Here is a 21442-nt window from a genome sequence, read left to right on the forward strand (position 1 = left end):
GGATAGGCGCTCTGTTTTATTTGGAATGTTGTATTCGGTGTTGCTATGGAAAGCAGAAATAAATATGAAAAGGTTACGGCGGAAACTAAACGTTCTTTAGTTTATGTTGCGCTGTTTGGTGCTTTAGTTAATATTTTGATGTTAACTGGCCCAATTTTTATGCTTCAAGTTTATGATAGGGTATTGACGAGTGGATCTTTTTCCACCTTGTTGGGTCTGTTCTTAATTGTTGTCGTTCTTTATTCATTTATGGCTGCATTCGATTTTATTCGAAGTCGTATGCTTTCAAGAATATCATTTAAATTTGATTTAGAACTTAGCGAAGCATCTTTCTCTTTGTGGATGAATAACACTTCAAAGATGTTTCACTCATACAAACCTATTAATGATATATCTACAATTAGGAGTTTTATCTCGAGTCCCACAATGGCAAACCTTTATGATCTACCCTGGGTCCCATTCTACTTACTCGTCGTGTTTCTCATTCACCCCTATTTAGGGGGATTAGCTATAATTGGTTCTTTATTAATCTCTTTACTAGCATTTGCTAACCAATGGATAACAAAAAAGAGCAACTTGAAATCTATTCAAGCAGACAGTGTTGAAAGCAATCTCTTAGATCAGTGCTTTAAGAATAAGCAGACGATTTCCTCGCTTGGCTTAGTCGGTAATATTCGTAGTAAGTGGAAGGAAATACGTAATGAGGGGCTATTTGTTCTACAGAGTGGTATCGAAAGGAATGAGGTATTCACCTCAATATCAAAATCTCTCCGGCTTCTTCTTCAGTCTTCGATACTTGCACTTGGTGCTTACTTGGCTTTGTTACAAGAAATCTCTCCCGGAATGATTGTTGCTGCTTCAATTATTGCTGGCCGTGCTCTGACACCGATAGATCAAGTTATCTCTCAATGGAAAGTGATTGTTAAATCGAAAGAAGCTCATAAAAGATTAACAAGCATTTACTCTTCCCAATCAATGATACAAGAAGACTACATGGACCTTCCTAACCCTGAAGGTGTCTTGGATGTTTTGGGGGTGACTAAGTTTCGTGACTCAAGAGATAAACCGCCAATATTAGACAAGGTAAGTTTTAAGGTGAATCCGGGAGAAGCTGTAGGCGTTATAGGTCCCTCTGCATCCGGAAAGTCCACACTTGCAAGTATTGTATGTAATGCGCTTGCTCCTGAACTTGGAGAGGTTAAGTTTGACAACACCAACAGCTTACAATTTGATCCAGAGAGAAGGTTAGTTGGGTATCTTCCTCAAAAAGTTGAACTTTTTCCGGGAACAATAAGAGATAACATCTCTGGTTTTGATCAAGCAGGAACTGATGAAGATGTTATCTCTGCAGCCGTGATTGCTGGTGTGCATGATATGATCGTGGGCTTCAGTGACGGATATAATTCAAGAATTGACTCTGACTCAGTAAATTTTTCCGGTGGACAAATTCAGCGAATAGCGCTTGCTCGGGCAGTATATAAACTTCCTAAATATTTAGTTTTAGACGAACCGAATTCAAACCTTGACTCTGAAGGAGATGAAGCTCTTAAAAATGCCATTTCAAGTTTAAAGTCGTTGGGGCACACAATATTGGTTTTGACACATAGACCAAGTGCCATAGCTGCCGTTGATAAGATATTGATTCTGAGTAATGGTAAAGTGGTTGAGTTTGGTGAAAAAGAGTTGGTATTGAAAAAAACACTTAAGACGGTGAGCCAATAATATGTTTGAGAATATTGTGAAGACAGAGTTAAATCAAACGATGAAATTAGGGGTTCTGTTTGTTGTTTTTTTATTTTTTTCTTTAGTTTCTCTTTCGTGGTTTATTGCGATTAATGGGGCTGTTGTTGCAATTGGTAATATTGGTATAAATGGGAAGCCAAAAGTTGTTCAGCATATTGATGGTGGGCTCGTTGATAAGATTTTTGTTCAGGACGGACAATATGTAAATTCAGATAGTACACTGGCAGTATTAGATTCCTCACTACTGGAAGCCAATTTGGAAATTTACAGATCTCGACTTTCTTCGGCACTTGCAACAAAGAGTCGATTGATCGCGGAGCAAGTAGGTGAAGATAGCATTGATTTTCAGAATGACCATAAATTACTTGTCGGCTTTGATAGCACACTAGATAAGAAAGGACAGTTGGAAATTTTTAATGCCAGAAGAGAATTGAATGTAGGTAAAAAGCAACGAATCCAGGAGAAAATCAATCAATTCAAAAACCAGGTCAATGGTATTTCAGGGCAAATAACCTCTCTTCTATTACAGGAAAAGCTTATTAAACAAGAGGTGTCTTCTCTCAGTATCCTCGAAGAGAAGGGACTGATTCCCGAGAATCAGTTATTGAGTGTTAAAAGAAGCTTGGCTGTAGTTCAAGGGGATCTGGCAGAGCGAAGAGCTGAACTATCGCGAATTAGAAACTCAATTAATGATGCTGAAATAGAGTTATTGCAGGAAGAGAGGGGACGTATTGAAGAGGTTGTTAATCAGTTGAGAGAGTCGAACAGCACTATTCATGAGTTGACTCAGCAAATTGTCTCAACGATCAACAAACTCAATCGTGTCGAGATCAAGTCTCCTATAGAAGGTATTGTTCATGAGCTAGCTATAACGACGATAGGTGGTGTTGTTCGCCCTGGCGAAACCATACTTCAAGTGGTTCCGATAAATGCGAAAAAGGAAGTTATAGTTAGGGTTGAACCCGTTTCCATCGATCAGATATATAAGGATCAGCTAGTTAAAGTTAGGTTTTCATCTTTCAATCAGAATGTTGTTCCTGAGCTCGAGGGGCGCGTTGATTATATTTCTGCAGATACTTCCTTGGATGAGTCATCCGGCCAGACTTACTACTCTGTGAGGGTTGAAGTTCCAGAGCAAGAGTTGAAAAAGTTAGGCGGTTTAGAACTCCTTCCTGGCATGCCAGTAGAAGCATATATTCAAACAACCAAAAGAACGATAATCGGATATTTAACTAAGCCTTTAACAAACCATGTACTGAGAGCATTCAATGAGGACTAGGCACTCTTTTAATTTGTCATAACTCCTCACAATTTGCCCGCTGTATTTGTAGCGGGCAAGCCCCATCCTGCTTGATATTGCAGCACAGCAGCCTATACTAGCGGGCTGCTGTAGAATGGGGCTTTTTCAATGCAAGTATCCGATTTTCATTTTGACCTTCCTGACTCGCTGATCGCACGCTATCCACAACCCGATCGTACCGCGAGCCGTTTGCTGCAACTGAACGGCAATTCCGGCGAGCTGAGTCATAAGCAATTCACTGACATTCTTGATCTTGTCGAGCCTGGTGACTTGATGGTGTTCAACAACACCCGAGTGATCCCTGCGCGCGTTTATGGCCGCAAAGCGTCCGGTGGCAAGATTGAAGTGCTGGTGGAGCGTATGTTGGATGAAAAGTCGATCCTTGCACATGTCCGAGCTTCTAAGCCACCTAAGCCGGGCACTCAGTTGTTTCTGGGGGAAAATGACGAGTTTGAAGCAGAAATGGTTGCCCGCCATGATGCGCTTTTTGAAATTCACTTCAGCGGCGAGCAAGCTGTACTTGATATCTTAAATCAGGTTGGTCACATGCCGTTGCCGCCTTATATCGATCGTCCTGATGAAGAGTCGGACAAAGAGCGATACCAAACGGTTTACAACGAAAAGCCGGGCGCAGTCGCAGCGCCGACAGCAGGTCTGCACTTTGATGAAAACATCCTTGCTGCACTCAAAGAGAAAGGCGTAGAAACAGCATTTGTGACTCTTCACGTTGGCGCGGGCACTTTCCAACCAGTGCGTGTCGATGACATCAATGATCACGTGATGCACTCTGAATATGCTGAAGTGCCACAAGAAGTGGTAGATGCAGTTCTGGCAACCAAAGCGCGCGGTAACCGCGTGATTGCAGTAGGCACAACGTCAGTCCGTTCACTGGAAAGTGCAGCTCAGCATTCAAAGAATGAAGGCACTGAATTGAAGCCTTTCTTCAACGATACCCAGATTTTCATCTATCCGGGTTACGAATGGCAGCTGGTGGATGCATTGGTGACGAACTTCCACCTGCCGGAATCGACGCTGATCATGCTGGTGTCTTCTTTTGCAGGTTATGACCACGTGATGAATGCCTATCAAGAAGCCGTGAACAATGAATATCGTTTCTTCAGTTACGGAGATGCGATGTTTGTCACCCGCCAGACTGAGGTATAATCAGACGCTGGCTTTTACACCGCATCGCTATTTGTGATGGGGTGACTCCAAATTCAACTGGCTGTCAGCATGTTTGCGACAGCCAGTTTTGTCTCTGTGCGAAAGGCACATTAGCGCCAGACTGTTTCTCTGGCATTTCGGAGGTATCGTGAAATACGAACTGATTAAGAAAGAAGGCCGCGCGCGTCGTGGTCGTCTGGTTTTTGAACGCGGCACTGTAGAAACCCCGGCATTTATGCCAGTGGGAACTTACGGCACCGTAAAAGGGATGACACCGGAAGAAGTGGCTGATACTGGCGCACAAATTCTTCTGGGTAACACCTTCCACCTGTGGCTGCGTCCAGGTCAGGAAGTGATGCGTGCCCATGGTGACCTGCACGATTTCATGAACTGGCAGGGTCCTATCCTGACCGATTCAGGCGGTTTCCAGGTATTCAGCCTGGGGGCAATGCGCAAAATCACCGAAGAGGGTGTGCATTTCCGCAACCCTGTAAACGGTGACAAGATTTTCATGGACGCAGAGAAGTCGATGGAAATCCAATACGATCTGGGTTCTGACATCGTAATGATCTTCGACGAGTGTACGCCTTACCCGGCGACACACGAAGAAGCGAAGAAATCGATGGAAATGAGCCTGCGTTGGGCACAACGTAGCCGTAATCATTTCGACAAAATGGGCAACAAAAATGCACTATTTGGCATCGTTCAAGGGTCTGTCTATGAAGACCTGCGTGATGTGTCAGTAGAAGGTCTGACCAACATTGGTTTTGATGGTTATGCGGTCGGTGGTCTGGCGGTGGGTGAGCCAAAAGAAGACATGCATCGCGTTCTGGAACATACCTGTCCAAAACTGCCGGAAGATAAGCCACGTTACCTGATGGGTGTAGGTAAACCGGAAGATTTGGTGGAAGGTGTTCGCCGTGGTATCGACATGTTCGACTGTGTCATGCCAACGCGTAACGCGCGTAACGGCCACCTGTTTGTGACCGGCGGTGTGATCAAGATCCGTAATGCGAAGCATAAAAGTGACACAACTGCACTGGATCCAGAGTGCGACTGTTACACTTGCCGCAACTACAGCAAGGCGTATCTGCATCATCTTGATCGCTGTAACGAAATTCTTGGCGCTCGCCTTAACACCATCCACAACCTGCGTTACTACCAGCGTCTGATGGAGAGTTTGCGTAACGCTATTGACGAAGGTAGATTAGAGACCTTTGTTAAGGAATTCTACGAACGCCGTGGCCGTGAAGTGCCACCGCTGAAAGAAGACTAAGAATTCTCGCCTCGCCAAAAGAGTGCTTTCGGTGGGGCGAAAATCTAGAAAATGTTCATATTGATACGAGGACGTTACTGAATGTTTATTTCTCAAGCTCATGCAGCAGCAGAAGGCGCACCACAAGGCGGCGGTATGCAGCTATTTATCATGCTTGGCCTGTTTGCCGTTATTTTCTACTTCATGATTTACCGTCCACAGGCGAAACGTGTGAAAGAGCACAAGAACCTGATGGCATCAATGGGCAAGGGCGATGAAGTTCTGACCGGTGGCGGCCTGGTGGGTAAAATTACTAAGATTTCTGATGACAACGACTTCATCGTTATCGCACTGAGCGACAACAACGAAGTGACCATCAAAAAGGATTTTGTGACTGCAGTTCTGCCAAAAGGCACCATTCAGTCGCTGTAACCCCATAGCCATAAAGGATCCTAGCAGTGCTAAACCGTTATCCTTTGTGGAAGTACATTATGGTGGTGTTGGTCATTTTTGTCGGCGCCCTTTATGCACTTCCCAATATTTACGGTGAAGATCCAGCGGTTCAAATCACCGGGGCGCGTGGCGCCTCGGTTGATCTCTCCACACTGGACACCGTCAAATCTTCCCTCGAAAAAGATAAAATCTCTTATAAATCCATTGCGCTAGAAAACGGCACTGTACTGGTTCGTTTCTCCGACACTGATAATCAGATTGAAGCTCGTGACGCTCTAAACAGCGAACTGAAAGAAGACGGTCTGATTGTTGCGCTTAACCTTGCTCCTGCAACGCCTGATTGGCTGGAAGCCATTGGTGCTAACCCAATGAAACTGGGTCTGGATCTCCGTGGTGGTGTGCATTTCCTGATGGAAGTGGACATGGACGCGGCAATGGAAAAACTGCTTACCCAGCAGGAAGACACCTTCCGTACTGAACTTCGTGAAGCCAAAATCCGTTACCGCGGTATCCGCGTGGGTGGTGAGGACAACATTGAAGTGATGCTGCGTAACGAAGCGGACATGGATGCAGCAGAAAGTGAACTCGCTAGACTGCACCCAGATATGGTGTTCACCACCGATAGTGCCCGTTTTGCCGTTTCTGCGAAGTTCACTGAAGAACGTCTTCAGGAAATCCGTAACTACGCCGTTGAGCAGAATATTACTATCCTGCGTAACCGTGTTAACGAGCTGGGGGTTGCTGAGCCACTGGTGCAACGCCAAGGTGCAAGCCGCATCGTGGTTGAGTTACCGGGTGTTCAGGACACGGCACGTGCGAAAGAAATCTTGGGTGCAACTGCAACCCTGGAATTCCGCGAAGTGGATGATAGCGCCGATCCGGCTGCTGCGGCCGCAGGCCGTGTACCACCGGGCAGCGAAATCAAATACACCCGTGACGGTCGTCCGGTTGTGCTGAAAAAACGTGTGATTCTGGGCGGTTCAAGCATCACAGATGCGAGTTCAAGCTTCGACGAATACAGCCGTCCGCAGGTAAACATCTCGCTGGATAGCGACGGCGGCAGCAAAATGGCAGCGTTCAGTAAGAACAATGTCGGCAAGCTGATGGCCACCGTGTTTGCAGAATACAAAGACAGTGGTAAGCGCGATGAAAATGGCAAGGTGATTCTTTCTAAGCATGAGGAAGTGATCAACCAGGCAACGATTCAGACCGCACTGGGCCGTAACTTCCGTATCACGGGTATCGACTCTCAGGCAGAAGCACACAACTTGGCACTGCTGCTGCGCGCAGGTGCTTTGATCGCGCCAATCTCCATTGTTGAAGAGCGCACCATTGGTCCATCAATGGGTCAACAGAACATCGATATGGGTATTAAAGCCTGTATCTGGGGTCTGCTGGCGGTGATGTTGTTTACGCTGGTTTACTACCGTCGATTCGGTCTGTTTGCGAACTGTGCGCTGGCGGCAAACATCATCCTGATTATCGGTGTGATGTCGATGATTCCGGGCGCAACCATGACCTTGCCGGGTATCGCAGGTATCGTTCTGACAGTGGGTATGGCGGTTGACGCCAACGTCCTTATCTTTGAGCGAATCCGGGAGGAGCTCAATGAGGGACGTAACCCTCAACAAGCGATCCACCAAGGTTATGCGAACGCATTCAGCACCATTGCCGATGCGAACATCACCACTCTGATCACGGCAATCATTCTGTTTGCTGTGGGTACAGGCGCGGTGAAAGGCTTCGCTGTGACACTGTCGATCGGTATTCTGACGTCTATGTTTACTGCAATTATCGGTACCCGTTGCCTGGTTAACCTGGTGTACGGCGGTAAGCGCATTAACAAGCTGTCGATTTAAGGAGGCATTAAGATGTTTCAACTATTAAGGCCTGACTTTAGTATCGACTTCATGCGTTGGTCGAAGCCGGCATTTTTCCTGTCGGTTGTCATGATTGCCGCTTCGATTTTCAGCCTGTCTACCAAATGGCTGAACTGGGGCTTGGACTTCACCGGCGGTACGCTGATTGAAGTGGGTTTTGAGCAACCAGCAAACCTGCCACTGATTCGTGAGTCTTTGGAAGCAAAAGGCTTTGGTGATGCGATCGTTCAGAACTTCGGTACTGCACGTGACGTGATGGTTCGCCTTCGTCCACGTGAAGATGCGCAGGGTGAATTACTCGGTAACCAGATCCTGGATGCCATTAAAGAAGGTACGGGTCAGGCAGTAGAAATGCGCCGTATCGAGTTCGTTGGCCCGAACGTGGGTGACGAACTGACAGAAGCGGGTGGTCTGGCGATACTGGTATCGCTGATCTGTATTCTGCTGTATGTCTCTTTGCGATTCGAGTGGCGTCTGGCCGCGGGTGCGGTTGTTTCTCTCGCACACGACGTGATTATCACGCTGGGTATCTTTTCGTTCCTGCAGATTGAAGTTGACCTGACGATTGTTGCGGCATTGTTGACCGTTGTCGGTTACTCACTCAACGATACTATCGTTGTTTATGACCGTATCCGTGAAAACTTCCGCAAGATGCGTAAGGGCGATGCCGATGAAATCGTGAATGCGTCTGTGTCGCAGACACTTAGCCGTACCTTGATTACGTCTGGTACAACCTTGTTCGTAGTTATCGCGCTGTTCCTTCAAGGTGGTGCCATGATCCACGGCTTTGCGACTGCATTGCTGATTGGTATTACTATCGGTACCTACTCGTCTATCTACGTGGCTTCTGCGCTGGCGCTCAAACTGGGTATTACCCGCGAGCATCTGCTTCCACCGCCACCGGTGGAAAAAGAAGGCGAAGAATTCGACAGTATGCCTTAATAAAAAACGGAGCCGATTGGCTCCGTTTTTTATTTGAGGTCCTAGGGCCTGGGAAAAGCAGGTCCTAGGAAGAGCAGTAGCACTAGATATATGGTTCTAACGGCTTAAGCTACGCAGCCAACAAACAAAAACGGCGTCCCGAGGGACGCCGTTTTATTGATTCCAAAGAACCTTATTTTTTCATCGCTTCATTCGCGTTGTCGCGAATTTTCGCCAAAATACCTTTCAGTACTTTAGGGTTTGCAGTCACGATGTTGCCTGACTGAACGTAGTCAGTACCGCCAGCGAAGTCAGTACAAATTGCACCAGCTTCACGGGCAATCAGTTCACCTGCAGCGATATCCCAAGGTTTCAGGCCCAGTTCGAAGAAACCATCTACTCGGCCAGCAGCGACATAACACAGGTCAAGAGCAGCAGAACCAGTGCGACGGAAGTCGGCACAGTCTACAAACAGTGCGCTAACAACTTTGATGAAGCCTTCTGAGTGTTGCTTTGCTTTGAACGGGAAGCCAGTTGCCAGAACGGTTCCGTTCAGATCTTTCGCAACGCCTACACGGATACGCTTGCTGTTCAGCTGCGCACCTGCGCCACGCTGAGCAGAGAAAAGCTCGTTACGGATTGGATCGTAAACACACGCCACTTCAGTACGGCCTTTAATGCGCAGGGCAATAGACACAGAGAAGTGTGGGAAGTTTTTAACGAAGTTTGTGGTGCCATCCAGTGGGTCGATGATCCATTGGTAATCAGTGTCTTTACCTGCAACCACACCGGCTTCTTCAGTCACGATGTTGTGTTCAGGGTAAGACTTCTTGATTACGTCGATAATGATTTGCTCAGCTGCTTTGTCGATGTTAGTGACAAAGTCATTAGAACCTTTCTGAGTCGTTTCAACGTTATCAGAGTTCTCAGCAGATTTAGCGATAAAGTCGCCTGCCTTTCGCGCTGCGCGAATGGCAATATTTAGCATAGGATGCATACGAATTTCCCAACGGATGTTAAAGAACGGAAAGCGGCGGCGAGTATATCAGAGCTGAACCAAAAGGGAAGCGGTTATTTTTTGTTCGCTCGTCTTATATGACGGGCTGTAAAAAGGGTAAAACAAAAGCTGCTGTGTTAGAATCCGGCGGCTTTTCTTCCTCAAAGTAAATCAGTGATAGCGAAATGTTAGAAAATATTCGAATCGTGCTGGTAGGCACCACACATTCAGGCAACATCGGATCTGCTGCTCGGGCAATGAAAGTGATGGGGCTGAAACATATGGTGTTGGTCGCGCCTGATTGTCAGGTCGATGGGCAGGCGATAGCGCTTGCTGCCGGAGCCAGTGATATTGCTAACAACGCGCGTATCGTTGATACCGTGGAAGAAGCGGTTGCTGATTGTGGTCTTGTGATTGGAACCAGTGCCCGTAACCGTTCACTGGAATGGCCAATGCTGGATTCCCGCGAATGCGGCGTGAAAGCCATTGAAGAAGCGGTCCAATATCCTGTGGCATTCGTGTTTGGTCGTGAGCGTACGGGTCTGACAAATGAAGAACTTCAGGCATGTCATTTTCACGTGGCTATTCCTGCTAACCCGGAATATAGCTCGCTGAACCTTGCCATGGCGGTGCAAACCCTTTGCTACGAAGCACGAATGGCTTGGCTGGACAGTCAGGCATACAAAGGGGAAGTGAAAGAGCAGCCTTACCCGCTGGCTGAAGACTTGGAGCGTTTTTACGCTCACCTTGAACAGGTTCTGGATACCACTGGCTTCATCAATAAATCCCACCCGGGCATGGTGATGACTAAACTGCGTCGTTTGTTTAACCGCGCAAGACCAGAAAGTCAGGAACTGAATATTCTTCGTGGTGTGCTCTCTTCGGTTGAAAAACACCACAAAGAGAAGCAAAAATAACCGCTTTAAAATTGCGGCTAAAAGCCTGACTAAATTAGTAGGTTAAATACTTGACCCTTTTAGTCGGGTATGTCAGACTCAGTGCATTACTCGCTCACAGGTAGGATGTTATGAGACTGACTTCGAAAGGCAGATATGCCGTTACTGCGATGCTCGATGTCGCGCTGCACTCCGAGATGGGGCCTGTGCCTCTAGCTGATATTTCAGAGCGTCAAGGGATCTCTCTGTCATATCTGGAGCAACTTTTCTCTCGCCTTCGTAAAGCAGGCCTGGTGTCCAGTGTACGTGGTCCAGGTGGCGGTTATCGACTCGGCGTGAATGCAAATGAAATTGCAGTCGGCATGGTGATTGCCGCTGTTGATGAATCGGTCGATGCGACCAAGTGTCAGGGCAAAGGCGATTGCCAAGGCGGAACACGATGCCTGACGCACACGCTATGGCGTGACCTTAGCTCCCGTATCAGCAGCTTTTTGAATGACATTACGCTCGGCGAACTCATGCAAGACAACGAAGTCAAGCATGTCGCGGATCGTCAGGACTCCTCACTTGAGTCCTCAACAATTGTTAGACATGGTTTAAACTCCAGTGGCAGTGAAAAGCCAGCCACCACTTTGGGTGTGAATTTTCGCTCGTAATTAGTAGTGCCGGAGTACTTGGAGACACAAATGAAATTGCCAATCTATTTTGACTATTCAGCGACATGCCCAGTGGATCCGCGTGTTGCTGAAAAGATGATGCAGTACCTGACCCTTGACGGTTGTTTTGGTAACCCTGCATCCCGTTCGCACCGTTTCGGCTGGCAGGCGGAAGAGGCAGTGGATACTGCCCGTGAAAACATCGCCAACTACCTAAACGCGGACCCACGTGAGATCGTGTTCACTTCTGGTGCAACAGAATCTGACAACCTGGCAATTAAAGGTGTAGCGCATTTCTACGGTAAGAAAGGCAAGCACATCATCACCTGCAAAACTGAGCACAAAGCTGTACTGGACCCATGCCGTCAGCTGGAGCGTGAAGGTTTTGAAGTGACTTACCTCGAGCCCGAATCAAACGGTATCGTCGATCTAAACAAGCTGGCTGACGCCATCCGCGAAGACACCATTCTTGTTTCTATCATGCATGTAAATAACGAAATCGGCGTGGTTCAAGACATTGCAGCGATCGGCGAACTATGTCGTGAACGTAAGGTGGTCTTCCACGTTGATGCGGCGCAATCTATCGGTAAACTGCCGCTGGACACTCAGGAAATCAAAGTTGATCTGATTTCAATGAGTGCGCACAAGGCATACGGCCCGAAAGGTATCGGTGCTCTGTACGTTCGTCGTAAGCCACGTATCCGCCTCGAAGCTCAAATGCACGGCGGTGGTCATGAGCGCGGTTTCCGCTCTGGTACATTGCCAACTCACCAAATCGTGGGTATGGGTGAAGCGTTCCGTATTGCGAAAGAAGAACTTGAGCAAGACATGGCGCACTCGCTGGCACTACGTAATCGCTTCTACGATGGCGTAAAAGATCTGGAAGCGGTTTATGTAAACGGCGACCTTGAGCAGCGCGTCGCGTCAAACCTGAACGTGAGCTTTGCTTTCGTTGAAGGTGAATCACTGTTGATGGCATTGAAAGATTTAGCGGTTTCTTCCGGCTCTGCATGTACATCTGCAAGCCTGGAACCTTCGTATGTACTTCGTGCGCTGGGTCTGGATGACGAACTGGCACACAGCTCTATCCGCTTCTCGTTTGGCCGTTTTACTACTGAAGAAGAAGTAGACTACGCGGTTGAGCAAGTACGCAAAGCGGTCACCAAGCTGCGCGAAATGTCGCCACTGTGGGACATGTACAAAGAAGGTATTGATTTAAGCACTGTTGAGTGGGCACACCACTAAGCGGTCTCAGGGTTTTGAGGATAAGATCATGGCTTACAGCGAAAAAGTAATCGATCATTATGAAAATCCACGTAACGTGGGTGCTTTTGACAAAAACGATCCAAACGTAGGTAGCGGCATGGTTGGCGCACCAGCGTGTGGTGACGTGATGAAACTGCAAATCAAGGTAAATGAGCAAGGCATCATTGAAGATGCGAAGTTCAAAACCTACGGCTGTGGTTCAGCGATTGCGTCAAGCTCACTGGTCACTGAGTGGGTGAAAGGCAAGTCTTTGGACGAAGCAGCAGCTATCAAGAATGCTGAAATTGCAGAAGAGCTGGAACTTCCTCCTGTGAAGGTTCACTGCTCAATCCTCGCGGAAGATGCTATCAAAGCAGCAGTAAGCGACTATAAGAAAAAACACGAAGCTTAATACGATTTAAAGGGTTGTTGTACATATGGCCATTACTATGACTGACGCGGCGGCATTACGCGTCCGCACCTTCTTGGAAAACCGCGGAAAAGGCATCGGCCTTCGCTTGGGTGTTCGCACGTCAGGCTGTTCGGGAATGGCTTATGTACTGGAATTTGTTGATGAACTTCAAGAAGAAGATCAGGTGTTCGACTTTGAACAATACGGCGTCAAAGTGATCGTCGATAGTAAAAGTCTCTTGTACTTAGATGGTACTGAACTTGATTTCACCAAAGAAGGCCTTAATGAAGGCTTCCAATTCAACAACCCCAACGTAAGCAGCGAGTGTGGTTGCGGCGAAAGCTTTAACGTTTAACTCGTGAGATGATATGAATCATTTCGAACTATTTGGGCTATCATCGCAGTTCGAGCTGGATGGTAGCTCTCTTTCTTCGCAGTTTCGCGAACTTCAACGACGTTTCCATCCGGACAAATTTGCCACTGCATCTGAGCAGGAACGCCTGCTTGCTGTGCAGAAAGCCGCGCAAATTAATGATGCTTATCAAACGCTGAGTGATCCGGTGCGTCGTGCCGAATACCTTCTCTCTCTCAATGGCGTAGAATTGCGCGATGAGCAGCAGACGATGCAAGATCCAGAATTCTTGATGCAGCAAATGGAGTTGAGAGAAGAGCTGGAAGAGATTGCAGACAGCGATGAGCCGGATGTATTGTTGTTCGACTTTGAACAAGGCGTGGAGAAACTCCACAAAGCCATGCTTGCCGAATTGAAAGAACAACTAAATGGCGAGCAGTGGCAGGATGCGGCGATAAGCGTTCGCAAGCTGAAGTTCTTAGTCAAACTCAAGCAAGAAATCGAACGAATCGAAGATCGGCTGCTGGGTTAATCCAGCACGCTGATCAGGCTACAGGAACCACTATGGCACTGTTACAAATTGCAGAACCTGGTCAGAGTGCTGCACCGCACGAGCACAAGCTTGCGGTGGGTATTGACCTAGGGACTACCAATACTCTCGTTGCTTCAGTCCGAAGCGGCACTGCGAGCACCCTTAATGACCTTGGTGGTCGAGCGCTGATCCCTTCTGTGGTTCACTACGGTGATGACGTAACGGTGGGATATGCAGCAAAAGCGATGTCAGAAACCGACAGCGCAAACACGGTTTCTTCCGTCAAACGCATGATGGGCCGCTCATTGGCGGACGTTCAATCGCGTTATCCCAACCTTCCTTATGAACTGTCTGCATCTGACAATGGTTTACCACTGATCAACACCCGTGCAGGCAAGAAAAACCCAATTGAAGTTTCTGCGGATATCCTACGTGCCGTCAATGCACGTGCAGAAGCAGCACTGGGCGGCGAGTTGGAAGGTGTGGTCATCACGGTTCCAGCTTACTTTGACGATGCGCAGCGCGCGGGGACCAAAGATGCCGCTAAATTTGCTGGCCTAAAGGTACTTCGTCTCCTGAACGAACCAACCGCAGCTGCGATCGCTTACGGTCTGGATTCCGGTCAGGAAGGTGTTATTGCTGTCTACGATCTAGGCGGCGGTACGTTTGATATCTCTATTCTCCGCCTTTCAAAAGGTGTGTTTGAAGTGCTGGCTACAGGCGGTGATTCAGCGCTGGGCGGTGATGACTTTGATCACCTTGTCGCAGACTGGATCTCCGAGCAGGCAGGATTTGGTGCGCTTTCCGGCGATGACCGTGCGCGCTTGATGAATGCCGCTAACAGCGCAAAAGTTGCTTTGAGCGCAAGCGATGCCGCAGATATCGATGTGCTTGGCTGGAAAGGCACACTGAGCCGCGAACAGTTCGACGATCTGATTGGCGCGCTGATAAAGAAAACCCTGTTGTCTTGTCGTCGCGCACTGAAAGATGCTGGCGTTTCCGCTGAAGAAGTGCTGGAAGTGGTGATGGTGGGGGGTTCTACCCGCGTACCACTGGTTCGCGAAAAAGTTGGCGAGTTCTTCGGCCGCACACCGCTGACCAGCATTGATCCGGATAAAGTTGTTGCCATCGGTGCAGCGACACAGGCCGACATTTTGGTAGGTAATAAGCCGGATGGTGAAATGCTGTTGCTGGACGTGATTCCGCTGTCTTTGGGTATTGAAACCATGGGCGGTCTGGTCGAGAAAATCATTCCACGCAATACCACTATCCCTGTTGCTCGTGCGCAAGAGTTCACCACCTTCAAAGATGGCCAGACGGGCATGAAAGTGCACGTGGTTCAGGGCGAGCGCGAAATGGTGGATGACTGTCGTTCATTGGCGGATTTCACCCTCAAAGGCATCCCACCAATGGCTGCAGGCGCAGCGCACATTCGCGTGACTTACCAGGTTGACGCTGATGGTCTTCTATCTGTTACAGCGATGGAAAAGAGCACCGAAGTGCAGGCATCGATTCAGGTGAAACCGTCTTACGGCCTGAGCGATACCGAAATTGCCGATATGATCAAGTCATCGTTCACTCATGCGCAGGACGACAAAGACGCCCGTTACCTGGCGGAGCAACGCGTTGAAGCCGATCGTGTGATTGAAGGTCTGCTGGTTGCGATGCAAGCAGACGGCGAAGCGCTGCTGTCAGACGAAGAGCAGCAAGCGCTGGTGAAAGCGATTGAAGCGCTGATTGCGCTCCGCAACGGTGACGATGCCGCAGCTATTGAACAAGGTATCAAAGATACAGATAAAGCGAGTCAGGAGTTTGCCTCACGTCGTATGGACAAATCCATCCGTGAAGCACTGGCTGGCCATTCCATTGACGAGGTTTAAACATGCCAAAGATTGTTGTTCTGCCACACCAGGATCTCTGCCCAGAAGGCGCGGTGTTGGAAGCAAAGACCGGTGACACTGTGCTGGACGTTGCACTGCGTAACGGTATTGCGATTGAACATGCCTGTGAAAAGTCGTGCGCTTGTACGACCTGCCACGTAGTCATCCGCGAAGGATTTGATTCTCTGGATGAAAGCGATGAGCTGGAAGACGACATGCTGGATAAAGCATGGGGTCTGGAGCCTGAGTCACGCTTGGGCTGTCAGGCAAAAGTGGCTGATGAAGATCTGGTGGTAGAAATTCCGCGTTATACCCTAAACCACGCTGCAGAAAATCACTAATCTGATAAGGGAGCAAAAACTATGAGCCTGACATGGACCGATTCGCGTGATATCGCGATTGAGCTGGTAGAACAATTCCCTGATACTGATCCGAAAACGGTGCGTTTTACTGACCTGCACCGTTGGGTGACGGAGCTTGAAGACTTCTCAGACGACCCAAATCGCTCGAATGAGAAGATCCTAGAGGCGATCATCCTGTGCTGGATGGAAGAAATGGATTAAAGACCTTGTTTTACGCCAGTAAAGCAGGCAGATTGAGACTATCCAAGCGGGCATGATGCCCGCTTTGTTTTATCCCCAAATTGAGCTGGAACCTTTATGAACAGACGATTTGGGGCACTTCTGATAAAACGTCATAAAGATGGCGTACTCTAAAAAGAAAAATCAGCCCAAATTTAATGCTCCGCAACGATGTGCGGGGTAACAGGAAAAAGGAGTTCAGCATGACTGACAAAATGCGTATCACGCTATCACACGAAGCTGCGGGTGAGACTTGGGGTGCGAATGCACTGGTTTCTTTTAATCAGCAAGGCGCAGTGGTTCACGCCTCAGGTGACGATAAACTCACGTCGGTTCAGCAAGCTGCTCGTAAGCTGGATATGCAGGGTATTCGCAAAGTTTCTCTGGTTGGTGATAGCTGGGATTTGGAAACCGCGTGGGCATTCTATCAGGGGCTGCGTGGTCCTAAGCCTGGTTTCGATTTCGATGCAGAGTTGGAAGACGCTGCTCAGAAAGTGCTGAATGATCGCATTGTCGCGACCGATTGGGTACGTCAAATTATCAATGAAACTGCAGAAGAAGTCGGTCCGCAACAACTGGCTGTCCGCGCCGGTGAATTCATCAAATCTCAGGCGCCAAATCCTGAACATGTCAGCTACAAAATTGTTTCCGGTGCTGATCTGCTCGAGCAAGGCTGGGTGGGTACCCACACCGTAGGTCGTGGTTCAGCGCGTAAGCCGGCGATGCTTCAGCTTGATTACAACCCAACCGGCGACAAAGACGCTGAAGTGTTCGCCTGTATTATCGGTAAAGGTATTACTTTCGACTCAGGCGGCTACAGCATTAAACAGTCGGCGTTCATGGACTCAATGAAAGCAGACATGGGCGGCGCAGCGATGGCGACCGGTGGTCTGGGACTGGCAGTCGCTCAAGGCCTCAACAAGCGTGTGAAATTGATTCTTTGCTGTGCAGAGAACATGATTTCCAGCAACGCCTACAAGCTGGGTGACATCATCACGTACAAAAACGGCGTGACCGTTGAAGTACTGAATTCAGATGCCGAAGGGCGCTTGGTGATGGCGGATGGCCTGCTTTACGCGAACAAATTTACCCCAGCTCTGACCATCGATTGTGCTACTTTGACCGGTGCTGCAAAGGCAGCGCTAGGCAATGACTACCATGCACTGTTTAGCTTTGATAAGGCGCTCTCTCAACGCTGTCTGTCAGCGGCAGAAGCGGAAAACGAAGGCATGTGGCAGTTGCCACTGGCTGAGTTCCACCGTCAGATGCTGCCATCTAACTTTGCCGATCTTGCAAACGTTGGCGCAGGTCAATACTCACCGGGTGCGAGCACGGCGGCAGCTTTCCTTTCCTACTTTGTCGACAACTACAAAGAAGGCTGGGTTCACCTGGATTGCTCCGGGACTTACCGCAAAACACCAAGCGATAAGTGGTCTGTAGGTGCAACGGGTATGGGCGTTAAAACGCTGGCTCGTATTCTGATGAATGAGTCAAGCCAGTAATCGCTACAAAAGTTAGGTGTTTTATCAACACAGTTAACGCTTCCGCAATGTCAGGGTAGGGTCTGGCATTGCGCTCTGGTAGGCTACCTTTGTGAATACAAACAGATAACAGAGCAATGCTCGCGTATCTGTAGAAAAATAAAAGGAAGATAGAATGACTATTGAGCGCACTTTTTCAATCGTTAAGCCCGACGCAGTAAAACGTAATCTGATTGGCGCTATTTATCAGCGTATTGAAGCGGCTGGTCTGCAAATTGTCGCAGCAAAAATGCTTCACCTGACAAAAGAACAGGCACAAGGTTTTTATGCCGAGCATGAAGGTAAGCCATTTTACGACGGTTTGGTTGAGTTCATGACTTCTGGTCCGGTGACCGTGCAGGTTCTCGAAGGCGAAGACGCGATTGCGCGTTACCGTGAACTGATGGGTAAGACCAACCCAGAAGAAGCGGCCTGCGGCACACTGCGTGCAGACTTTGCTGAGAGCATGCGTTTTAACTCAGTACACGGCTCTGACAGCCCGACTTCGGCAGAGCGAGAAATTGCTTACTTTTTCGCCGCTGATGAGATTTGTCCTCGTATTCTGTAATCGCTTCATGGATAAGACAAAAGGAGAGCTTTGGCTCTCCTTTTTCGTTTCTGGCAGATTTACACACTAGAATAAGCCTATAAGTAACAGGTGGAATCCCGATCACAAAGGCTGTACAATTTCGCGCCTTGATTTAAGGCGAACCGCCATTTATCAGCCAATGTTGAGTGGCTGATGTGGTTACTGATTTATTGTTCACGAGGCAATCTGATGACAACAGAAAAAATCAATCTGCTGGATTTCGATCGACAGGCGCTACGTGCGTTTTTCGCCGAAGAGTTAGGCGAAAAGGCGTTCCGTGCCGATCAGATCATGAAGTGGATGTACCATTTCGGTGTTGATGATTTTGATCAGATGAACAACATCAACAAAAAGCTTCGTGAAAAACTGAATGCGCGTTGCGAAATCCGTGCGCCAGAAGTTAGCACTGCTCAATATTCTTCTGATGGCACCATCAAATGGGCAATGCGTGTTGGTAATCAGGACGTTGAAACCGTTTATATCCCTGAAGATGACCGTGCAACCTTGTGCGTGTCTTCCCAGGTAGGCTGTGCGCTCGACTGTAAATTCTGTTCTACTGCCCAACAAGGCTTTAACCGTAACCTCAAAGTGTCTGAAATCATCGGACAGGTTTGGCGTGCAGCTAAAGAAATCGGCGTGGAAAAAGAAACTGGCCGTCGTCCAATTACCAACGTGGTCATGATGGGTATGGGTGAGCCTCTTCTGAATATGAAGAACCTGATCCCAGCGCTGAATCTGATGCTGGATGATCTGGCCTACGGTTTGTCAAAACGCCGTGTCACTGTATCAACTTCCGGTGTGGTTTCCGGTCTGGATCAGATGGCAGGTAAGATTGATGTCGCTCTGGCGATTTCTCTTCACGCGCCGACTGATGAGCTACGCAGCCAAATCATGCCAATCAACGATCGCTATGATATTGAAACGTTTTTAGCGTCTGTACGTCGTTATATTGCGTCGTCAAATGCGAACCGTGGCCGTGTCACCGTAGAGTATATTCTCCTCGATCACGTCAATGATGATATGGAGCATGCGCGCCAACTCGCAGAGCTGTTAAAAGATACGCCTGCGAAGATAAACCTGATTCCTTTTAACCCTTATCCTGGGTCACCATATAAGAAACCGAGTAACTCACGCATCGATCGTTTCCAGAAAACACTGATGCAATACGACTACACGGTTATCGTTCGTAAAACCCGTGGTGATGACATTGATGCGGCGTGCGGTCAGCTCGTCGGCGATGTGATAGACCGAACCAAACGCACGCAAAGCAGACTGAATGTTGAGGAGCAAATCCCAGTGAAATCAGTCTGATTTGTCAGACTGATTAGGATGGGATAATGGCAAGGACGCTTAGCGCTCTGTTATTGATGGGATTATTAGCTGGTTGTGTCACAGTAACAGAGAAGCAAAATACCGCGAAGTTTGATAGCATTGACGCAGCTGAGTCCAGAATTTCGCTTGGTCTTGCCTATTTGAAGGCAGGACAATGGGAGCGAGCGAGGCAAAATCTTGAAACGGCGGTGCAGTTTGCACCCACTTATTATCGCTCACTCATTTCCTTCGCCTACTATCTTCAGGAAGTTGGCGAGTACGACCAAGCTGAACAACAGTACAAAACAGCGTTACGTCATTCACCACAAAATGGTGACGTTCAGAACAATTACGGCGTCTTTTTATGTCGACAGGAACGATACGACGAAGCGCAGCGGGCGTTTGCGAGGGCGATTGACCAACCATACTATTACAAGTTATCCGGTAGTTACGAAAACGCTGCTCTTTGCGCAATGAAAGAGGGGAACAGGGGTAACGCGAAAGTATGGTTCGCCAAAGCTATTGACCATGAGCCGAACAGGCCTTTATCTTCCGTAAAACTCGCCCGTATGGAAGTGGAAGACGATGAGCTGAATGAAGCGAGAATACGTCTTTTCCATTTTCACAAACGCTATGGCTATCAGCCTGCGACGCTGTTAATAATGAATGACCTGGAGAACAAAGCCGGACGGCCAAAGGAAGCGGAACGTTACGCGAGCCTGCTGGCTGACAAATTTCCCGAATCAAAAGAATTTAGACAGTACCTGACGAATGAATACTGAACAAAACGAAGAACAGCAGTTTGAGGTTGAGTCGACACATCCGGGAACGGTTTTGCGACAAGCCCGAGAGGCGATGGGGCTATCCGCTCAGGATGTGGCTGACCGCCTGAGACTTCGTGTTTCCGTTATTCAAGACCTGGAAGAAAACTGCTGCGATGAAAAACAGATAACCACGTTTACACGTGGTTATATTCGTTCATATGCCAAGCTGGTCGGCGTAAACGCTGACCAACTCCTGCACACATTTAAGCCTGCACCCGAAGCAGAAGATAACGTGCAGAAGATGCAAAGCTTCTCGCGAAAGACCCGTCGTGACAAAGACGATAGCCGCGTCATGAGTCTGACCTGGGTTATTTTGGCTGTGGCTGTGGGTTTGACAGCGTTTTGGTGGTGGCAGAACCAACAAAACGATCCTCTACTCTCACTACCGGAAGGGACCAACCTTCTCGCCTCTATCACAGAAGAAACACCTGCAGCCGCTGACCTAAGCGAAGGTTTGGAAAATCAGCAGGTTCAGGATGTGACCGAAAGTATCGCTCCTGCTCTAATAGAAGCAGAAGACAACAATACCGTGGCAGAAGAGACAGTCACCGAGGTTGTGCCTGAAGTCGAGACCGAGTCCCCAGTTGGGCAAGAATCTGCACCGCAAGAAGTCGCTGAAACTTCAACAGTGGTTGAAGCGCCAGAACAGGTTGAAGAAACTGTTTCGACCCCGGTGGTGACGGAGCCGACTTTATCTTTATCCTTTAATGGCGATTGTTGGGTGGATATCCGCGATGCCAGTGGCAAACGTCTGCTGACAGGGATAAAATCTGCAGGCGAAACCGTTGAACTATCCGGTGATACACCGTTTAAGTTGGTGCTGGGTGCACCAGCTGCTGTGAGTCTTGCCTACAATGGCGAGAACGTTGATCTGAGTGGCTACCCATCAGGACGGGTAGCGCGTTTGAGCCTTCCAAAGTAATCCAGAGTA

Annotated in this window: 22 protein-coding genes; 21 read left to right on the plus strand and 1 reads right to left on the minus strand. The window is 48.4% G+C overall.

What is annotated here, in order from left to right:
• Window positions 1-45: 45 nt before the first annotated feature.
• The 7 genes from QL223_RS13005 (at window position 46) to secF (ending at window position 8737) form a co-directional block, all read left to right on the plus strand.
• The gene (locus tag QL223_RS13005) at window positions 46-1722 is read left to right on the plus strand and encodes a type I secretion system permease/ATPase (protein ID WP_281545007.1); all 1677 of its coding nucleotides are present in this window, start codon (window positions 46-48) and stop codon (window positions 1720-1722) included.
• A gap of 1 nt (window position 1723) precedes the next feature.
• Entirely contained in the window at window positions 1724-3022 is a 1299-nt protein-coding gene (locus tag QL223_RS13010) for an HlyD family type I secretion periplasmic adaptor subunit (protein ID WP_281545008.1), read from the plus strand.
• 129 nt (window positions 3023-3151) lie between these two features.
• Window positions 3152-4207 (plus strand): tRNA preQ1(34) S-adenosylmethionine ribosyltransferase-isomerase QueA, encoded by a 1056-nt coding sequence (queA, locus tag QL223_RS13015; RefSeq protein WP_281545009.1) that lies wholly within the window; start codon window positions 3152-3154, stop codon window positions 4205-4207.
• 148 nt (window positions 4208-4355) lie between these two features.
• Entirely contained in the window at window positions 4356-5483 is a 1128-nt protein-coding gene (tgt, locus tag QL223_RS13020) for a tRNA guanosine(34) transglycosylase Tgt (protein ID WP_002536923.1), read from the plus strand.
• Between the two features lie 81 nt (window positions 5484-5564).
• Complete coding sequence (yajC, locus tag QL223_RS13025) at window positions 5565-5894, plus strand: preprotein translocase subunit YajC (protein ID WP_002536925.1); 330 nt, start codon at window positions 5565-5567, stop codon at window positions 5892-5894.
• Between the two features lie 26 nt (window positions 5895-5920).
• Complete coding sequence (secD, locus tag QL223_RS13030) at window positions 5921-7774, plus strand: protein translocase subunit SecD (RefSeq protein ID WP_281545010.1); 1854 nt, start codon at window positions 5921-5923, stop codon at window positions 7772-7774.
• A gap of 12 nt (window positions 7775-7786) precedes the next feature.
• Window positions 7787-8737, plus strand: a complete 951-nt coding sequence (gene secF, locus QL223_RS13035; RefSeq protein WP_002536928.1) for a protein translocase subunit SecF — start codon at window positions 7787-7789, stop codon at window positions 8735-8737.
• A 172-nt stretch (window positions 8738-8909) separates the two neighbouring features.
• Here the strand turns inward: secF and suhB are convergent, their stop codons facing one another.
• Complete coding sequence (suhB, locus tag QL223_RS13040) at window positions 8910-9713, minus strand: inositol-1-monophosphatase (RefSeq protein WP_002536929.1); 804 nt, start codon at window positions 9711-9713, stop codon at window positions 8910-8912.
• 185 nt (window positions 9714-9898) lie between these two features.
• Here suhB and trmJ point away from each other — a divergent pair, with 185 nt between their 5' ends.
• The 14 genes from trmJ (at window position 9899) to rodZ (ending at window position 21433) form a co-directional block, all read left to right on the plus strand.
• Entirely contained in the window at window positions 9899-10630 is a 732-nt protein-coding gene (gene trmJ, locus QL223_RS13045) for a tRNA (cytosine(32)/uridine(32)-2'-O)-methyltransferase TrmJ (RefSeq protein ID WP_281545011.1), read from the plus strand.
• Window positions 10631-10740: 110 nt separating this feature from the next.
• Window positions 10741-11265, plus strand: coding sequence for a Fe-S cluster assembly transcriptional regulator IscR (gene iscR / locus QL223_RS13050; protein WP_002536934.1), 525 nt, complete (start codon window positions 10741-10743; stop codon window positions 11263-11265).
• A gap of 30 nt (window positions 11266-11295) precedes the next feature.
• On the plus strand, window positions 11296-12510 hold the full coding sequence (locus tag QL223_RS13055; RefSeq protein ID WP_002536935.1) for an IscS subfamily cysteine desulfurase: 1215 nt from the start codon (window positions 11296-11298) through the stop codon (window positions 12508-12510).
• A gap of 28 nt (window positions 12511-12538) precedes the next feature.
• Window positions 12539-12922: a Fe-S cluster assembly scaffold IscU gene (gene iscU / locus QL223_RS13060; RefSeq protein WP_002536937.1), complete on the plus strand. Its 384-nt coding sequence runs from the start codon at window positions 12539-12541 to the stop codon at window positions 12920-12922.
• A 25-nt stretch (window positions 12923-12947) separates the two neighbouring features.
• Window positions 12948-13277 (plus strand): iron-sulfur cluster assembly protein IscA, encoded by a 330-nt coding sequence (gene iscA, locus QL223_RS13065; protein ID WP_002536938.1) that lies wholly within the window; start codon window positions 12948-12950, stop codon window positions 13275-13277.
• A gap of 13 nt (window positions 13278-13290) precedes the next feature.
• Window positions 13291-13806 carry a co-chaperone HscB gene (gene hscB / locus QL223_RS13070; protein ID WP_002536940.1) on the plus strand — a complete coding sequence of 172 codons (516 nt, stop codon included), beginning with the start codon at window positions 13291-13293 and terminating at the stop codon, window positions 13804-13806.
• A gap of 32 nt (window positions 13807-13838) precedes the next feature.
• Window positions 13839-15686 carry a Fe-S protein assembly chaperone HscA gene (hscA, locus tag QL223_RS13075; protein ID WP_281545012.1) on the plus strand — a complete coding sequence of 616 codons (1848 nt, stop codon included), beginning with the start codon at window positions 13839-13841 and terminating at the stop codon, window positions 15684-15686.
• Between the two features lie 2 nt (window positions 15687-15688).
• Entirely contained in the window at window positions 15689-16027 is a 339-nt protein-coding gene (gene fdx, locus QL223_RS13080; RefSeq protein WP_002536943.1) for an ISC system 2Fe-2S type ferredoxin, read from the plus strand.
• A gap of 27 nt (window positions 16028-16054) precedes the next feature.
• The gene (gene iscX, locus QL223_RS13085; protein ID WP_192815495.1) at window positions 16055-16249 is read left to right on the plus strand and encodes a Fe-S cluster assembly protein IscX; all 195 of its coding nucleotides are present in this window, start codon (window positions 16055-16057) and stop codon (window positions 16247-16249) included.
• 221 nt (window positions 16250-16470) lie between these two features.
• Window positions 16471-17769 carry an aminopeptidase PepB gene (gene pepB / locus QL223_RS13090; protein ID WP_002536946.1) on the plus strand — a complete coding sequence of 433 codons (1299 nt, stop codon included), beginning with the start codon at window positions 16471-16473 and terminating at the stop codon, window positions 17767-17769.
• Between the two features lie 154 nt (window positions 17770-17923).
• A complete protein-coding gene (gene ndk / locus QL223_RS13095; RefSeq protein WP_002536947.1) occupies window positions 17924-18355 on the plus strand; it encodes a nucleoside-diphosphate kinase in 432 nt (143 codons plus the stop codon).
• Between the two features lie 210 nt (window positions 18356-18565).
• Window positions 18566-19687 carry a bifunctional tRNA (adenosine(37)-C2)-methyltransferase TrmG/ribosomal RNA large subunit methyltransferase RlmN gene (locus tag QL223_RS13100; RefSeq protein WP_002536949.1) on the plus strand — a complete coding sequence of 374 codons (1122 nt, stop codon included), beginning with the start codon at window positions 18566-18568 and terminating at the stop codon, window positions 19685-19687.
• Window positions 19688-19713: 26 nt separating this feature from the next.
• Window positions 19714-20469 (plus strand): type IV pilus biogenesis/stability protein PilW, encoded by a 756-nt coding sequence (gene pilW / locus QL223_RS13105; protein ID WP_002536950.1) that lies wholly within the window; start codon window positions 19714-19716, stop codon window positions 20467-20469.
• Window positions 20459-21433 (plus strand): cytoskeleton protein RodZ, encoded by a 975-nt coding sequence (gene rodZ, locus QL223_RS13110; protein ID WP_002536951.1) that lies wholly within the window; start codon window positions 20459-20461, stop codon window positions 21431-21433. The genes pilW and rodZ overlap by 11 nt, the downstream gene beginning before the upstream one ends.
• Window positions 21434-21442: the final 9 nt, after the last annotated feature.

It is taken from the genome of Grimontia sp. SpTr1, assembly GCF_947387585.1.
Classification (GTDB): Bacteria; Pseudomonadota; Gammaproteobacteria; order Enterobacterales; family Vibrionaceae; genus Enterovibrio; species Enterovibrio indicus.

Bases quoted from the DNA above. Each gene is read 5' to 3' on its own strand.
- QL223_RS13005 (WP_281545007.1), top strand. From the start codon at position 46: ATGGAAAGCAGAAATAAATATGAAAAGGTTACGGCGGAAACTAAACGT.
- QL223_RS13010 (WP_281545008.1), top strand. From the start codon at position 1,724: ATGTTTGAGAATATTGTGAAGACAGAGTTAAATCAAACGATGAAATTA.
- queA (WP_281545009.1), top strand. From the start codon at position 3,152: ATGCAAGTATCCGATTTTCATTTTGACCTTCCTGACTCGCTGATCGCA.
- yajC (WP_002536925.1), top strand. From the start codon at position 5,565: ATGTTTATTTCTCAAGCTCATGCAGCAGCAGAAGGCGCACCACAAGGC.
- secF (WP_002536928.1), top strand. From the start codon at position 7,787: ATGTTTCAACTATTAAGGCCTGACTTTAGTATCGACTTCATGCGTTGG.
- suhB (WP_002536929.1), bottom strand. From the start codon at position 9,713: ATGCATCCTATGCTAAATATTGCCATTCGCGCAGCGCGAAAGGCAGGC.
- trmJ (WP_281545011.1), top strand. From the start codon at position 9,899: ATGTTAGAAAATATTCGAATCGTGCTGGTAGGCACCACACATTCAGGC.
- iscR (WP_002536934.1), top strand. From the start codon at position 10,741: ATGAGACTGACTTCGAAAGGCAGATATGCCGTTACTGCGATGCTCGAT.
- QL223_RS13055 (WP_002536935.1), top strand. From the start codon at position 11,296: ATGAAATTGCCAATCTATTTTGACTATTCAGCGACATGCCCAGTGGAT.
- iscU (WP_002536937.1), top strand. From the start codon at position 12,539: ATGGCTTACAGCGAAAAAGTAATCGATCATTATGAAAATCCACGTAAC.
- iscA (WP_002536938.1), top strand. From the start codon at position 12,948: ATGGCCATTACTATGACTGACGCGGCGGCATTACGCGTCCGCACCTTC.
- hscB (WP_002536940.1), top strand. From the start codon at position 13,291: ATGAATCATTTCGAACTATTTGGGCTATCATCGCAGTTCGAGCTGGAT.
- hscA (WP_281545012.1), top strand. From the start codon at position 13,839: ATGGCACTGTTACAAATTGCAGAACCTGGTCAGAGTGCTGCACCGCAC.
- fdx (WP_002536943.1), top strand. From the start codon at position 15,689: ATGCCAAAGATTGTTGTTCTGCCACACCAGGATCTCTGCCCAGAAGGC.
- pepB (WP_002536946.1), top strand. From the start codon at position 16,471: ATGACTGACAAAATGCGTATCACGCTATCACACGAAGCTGCGGGTGAG.
- ndk (WP_002536947.1), top strand. From the start codon at position 17,924: ATGACTATTGAGCGCACTTTTTCAATCGTTAAGCCCGACGCAGTAAAA.
- QL223_RS13100 (WP_002536949.1), top strand. From the start codon at position 18,566: ATGACAACAGAAAAAATCAATCTGCTGGATTTCGATCGACAGGCGCTA.
- pilW (WP_002536950.1), top strand. From the start codon at position 19,714: ATGGCAAGGACGCTTAGCGCTCTGTTATTGATGGGATTATTAGCTGGT.
- rodZ (WP_002536951.1), top strand. From the start codon at position 20,459: ATGAATACTGAACAAAACGAAGAACAGCAGTTTGAGGTTGAGTCGACA.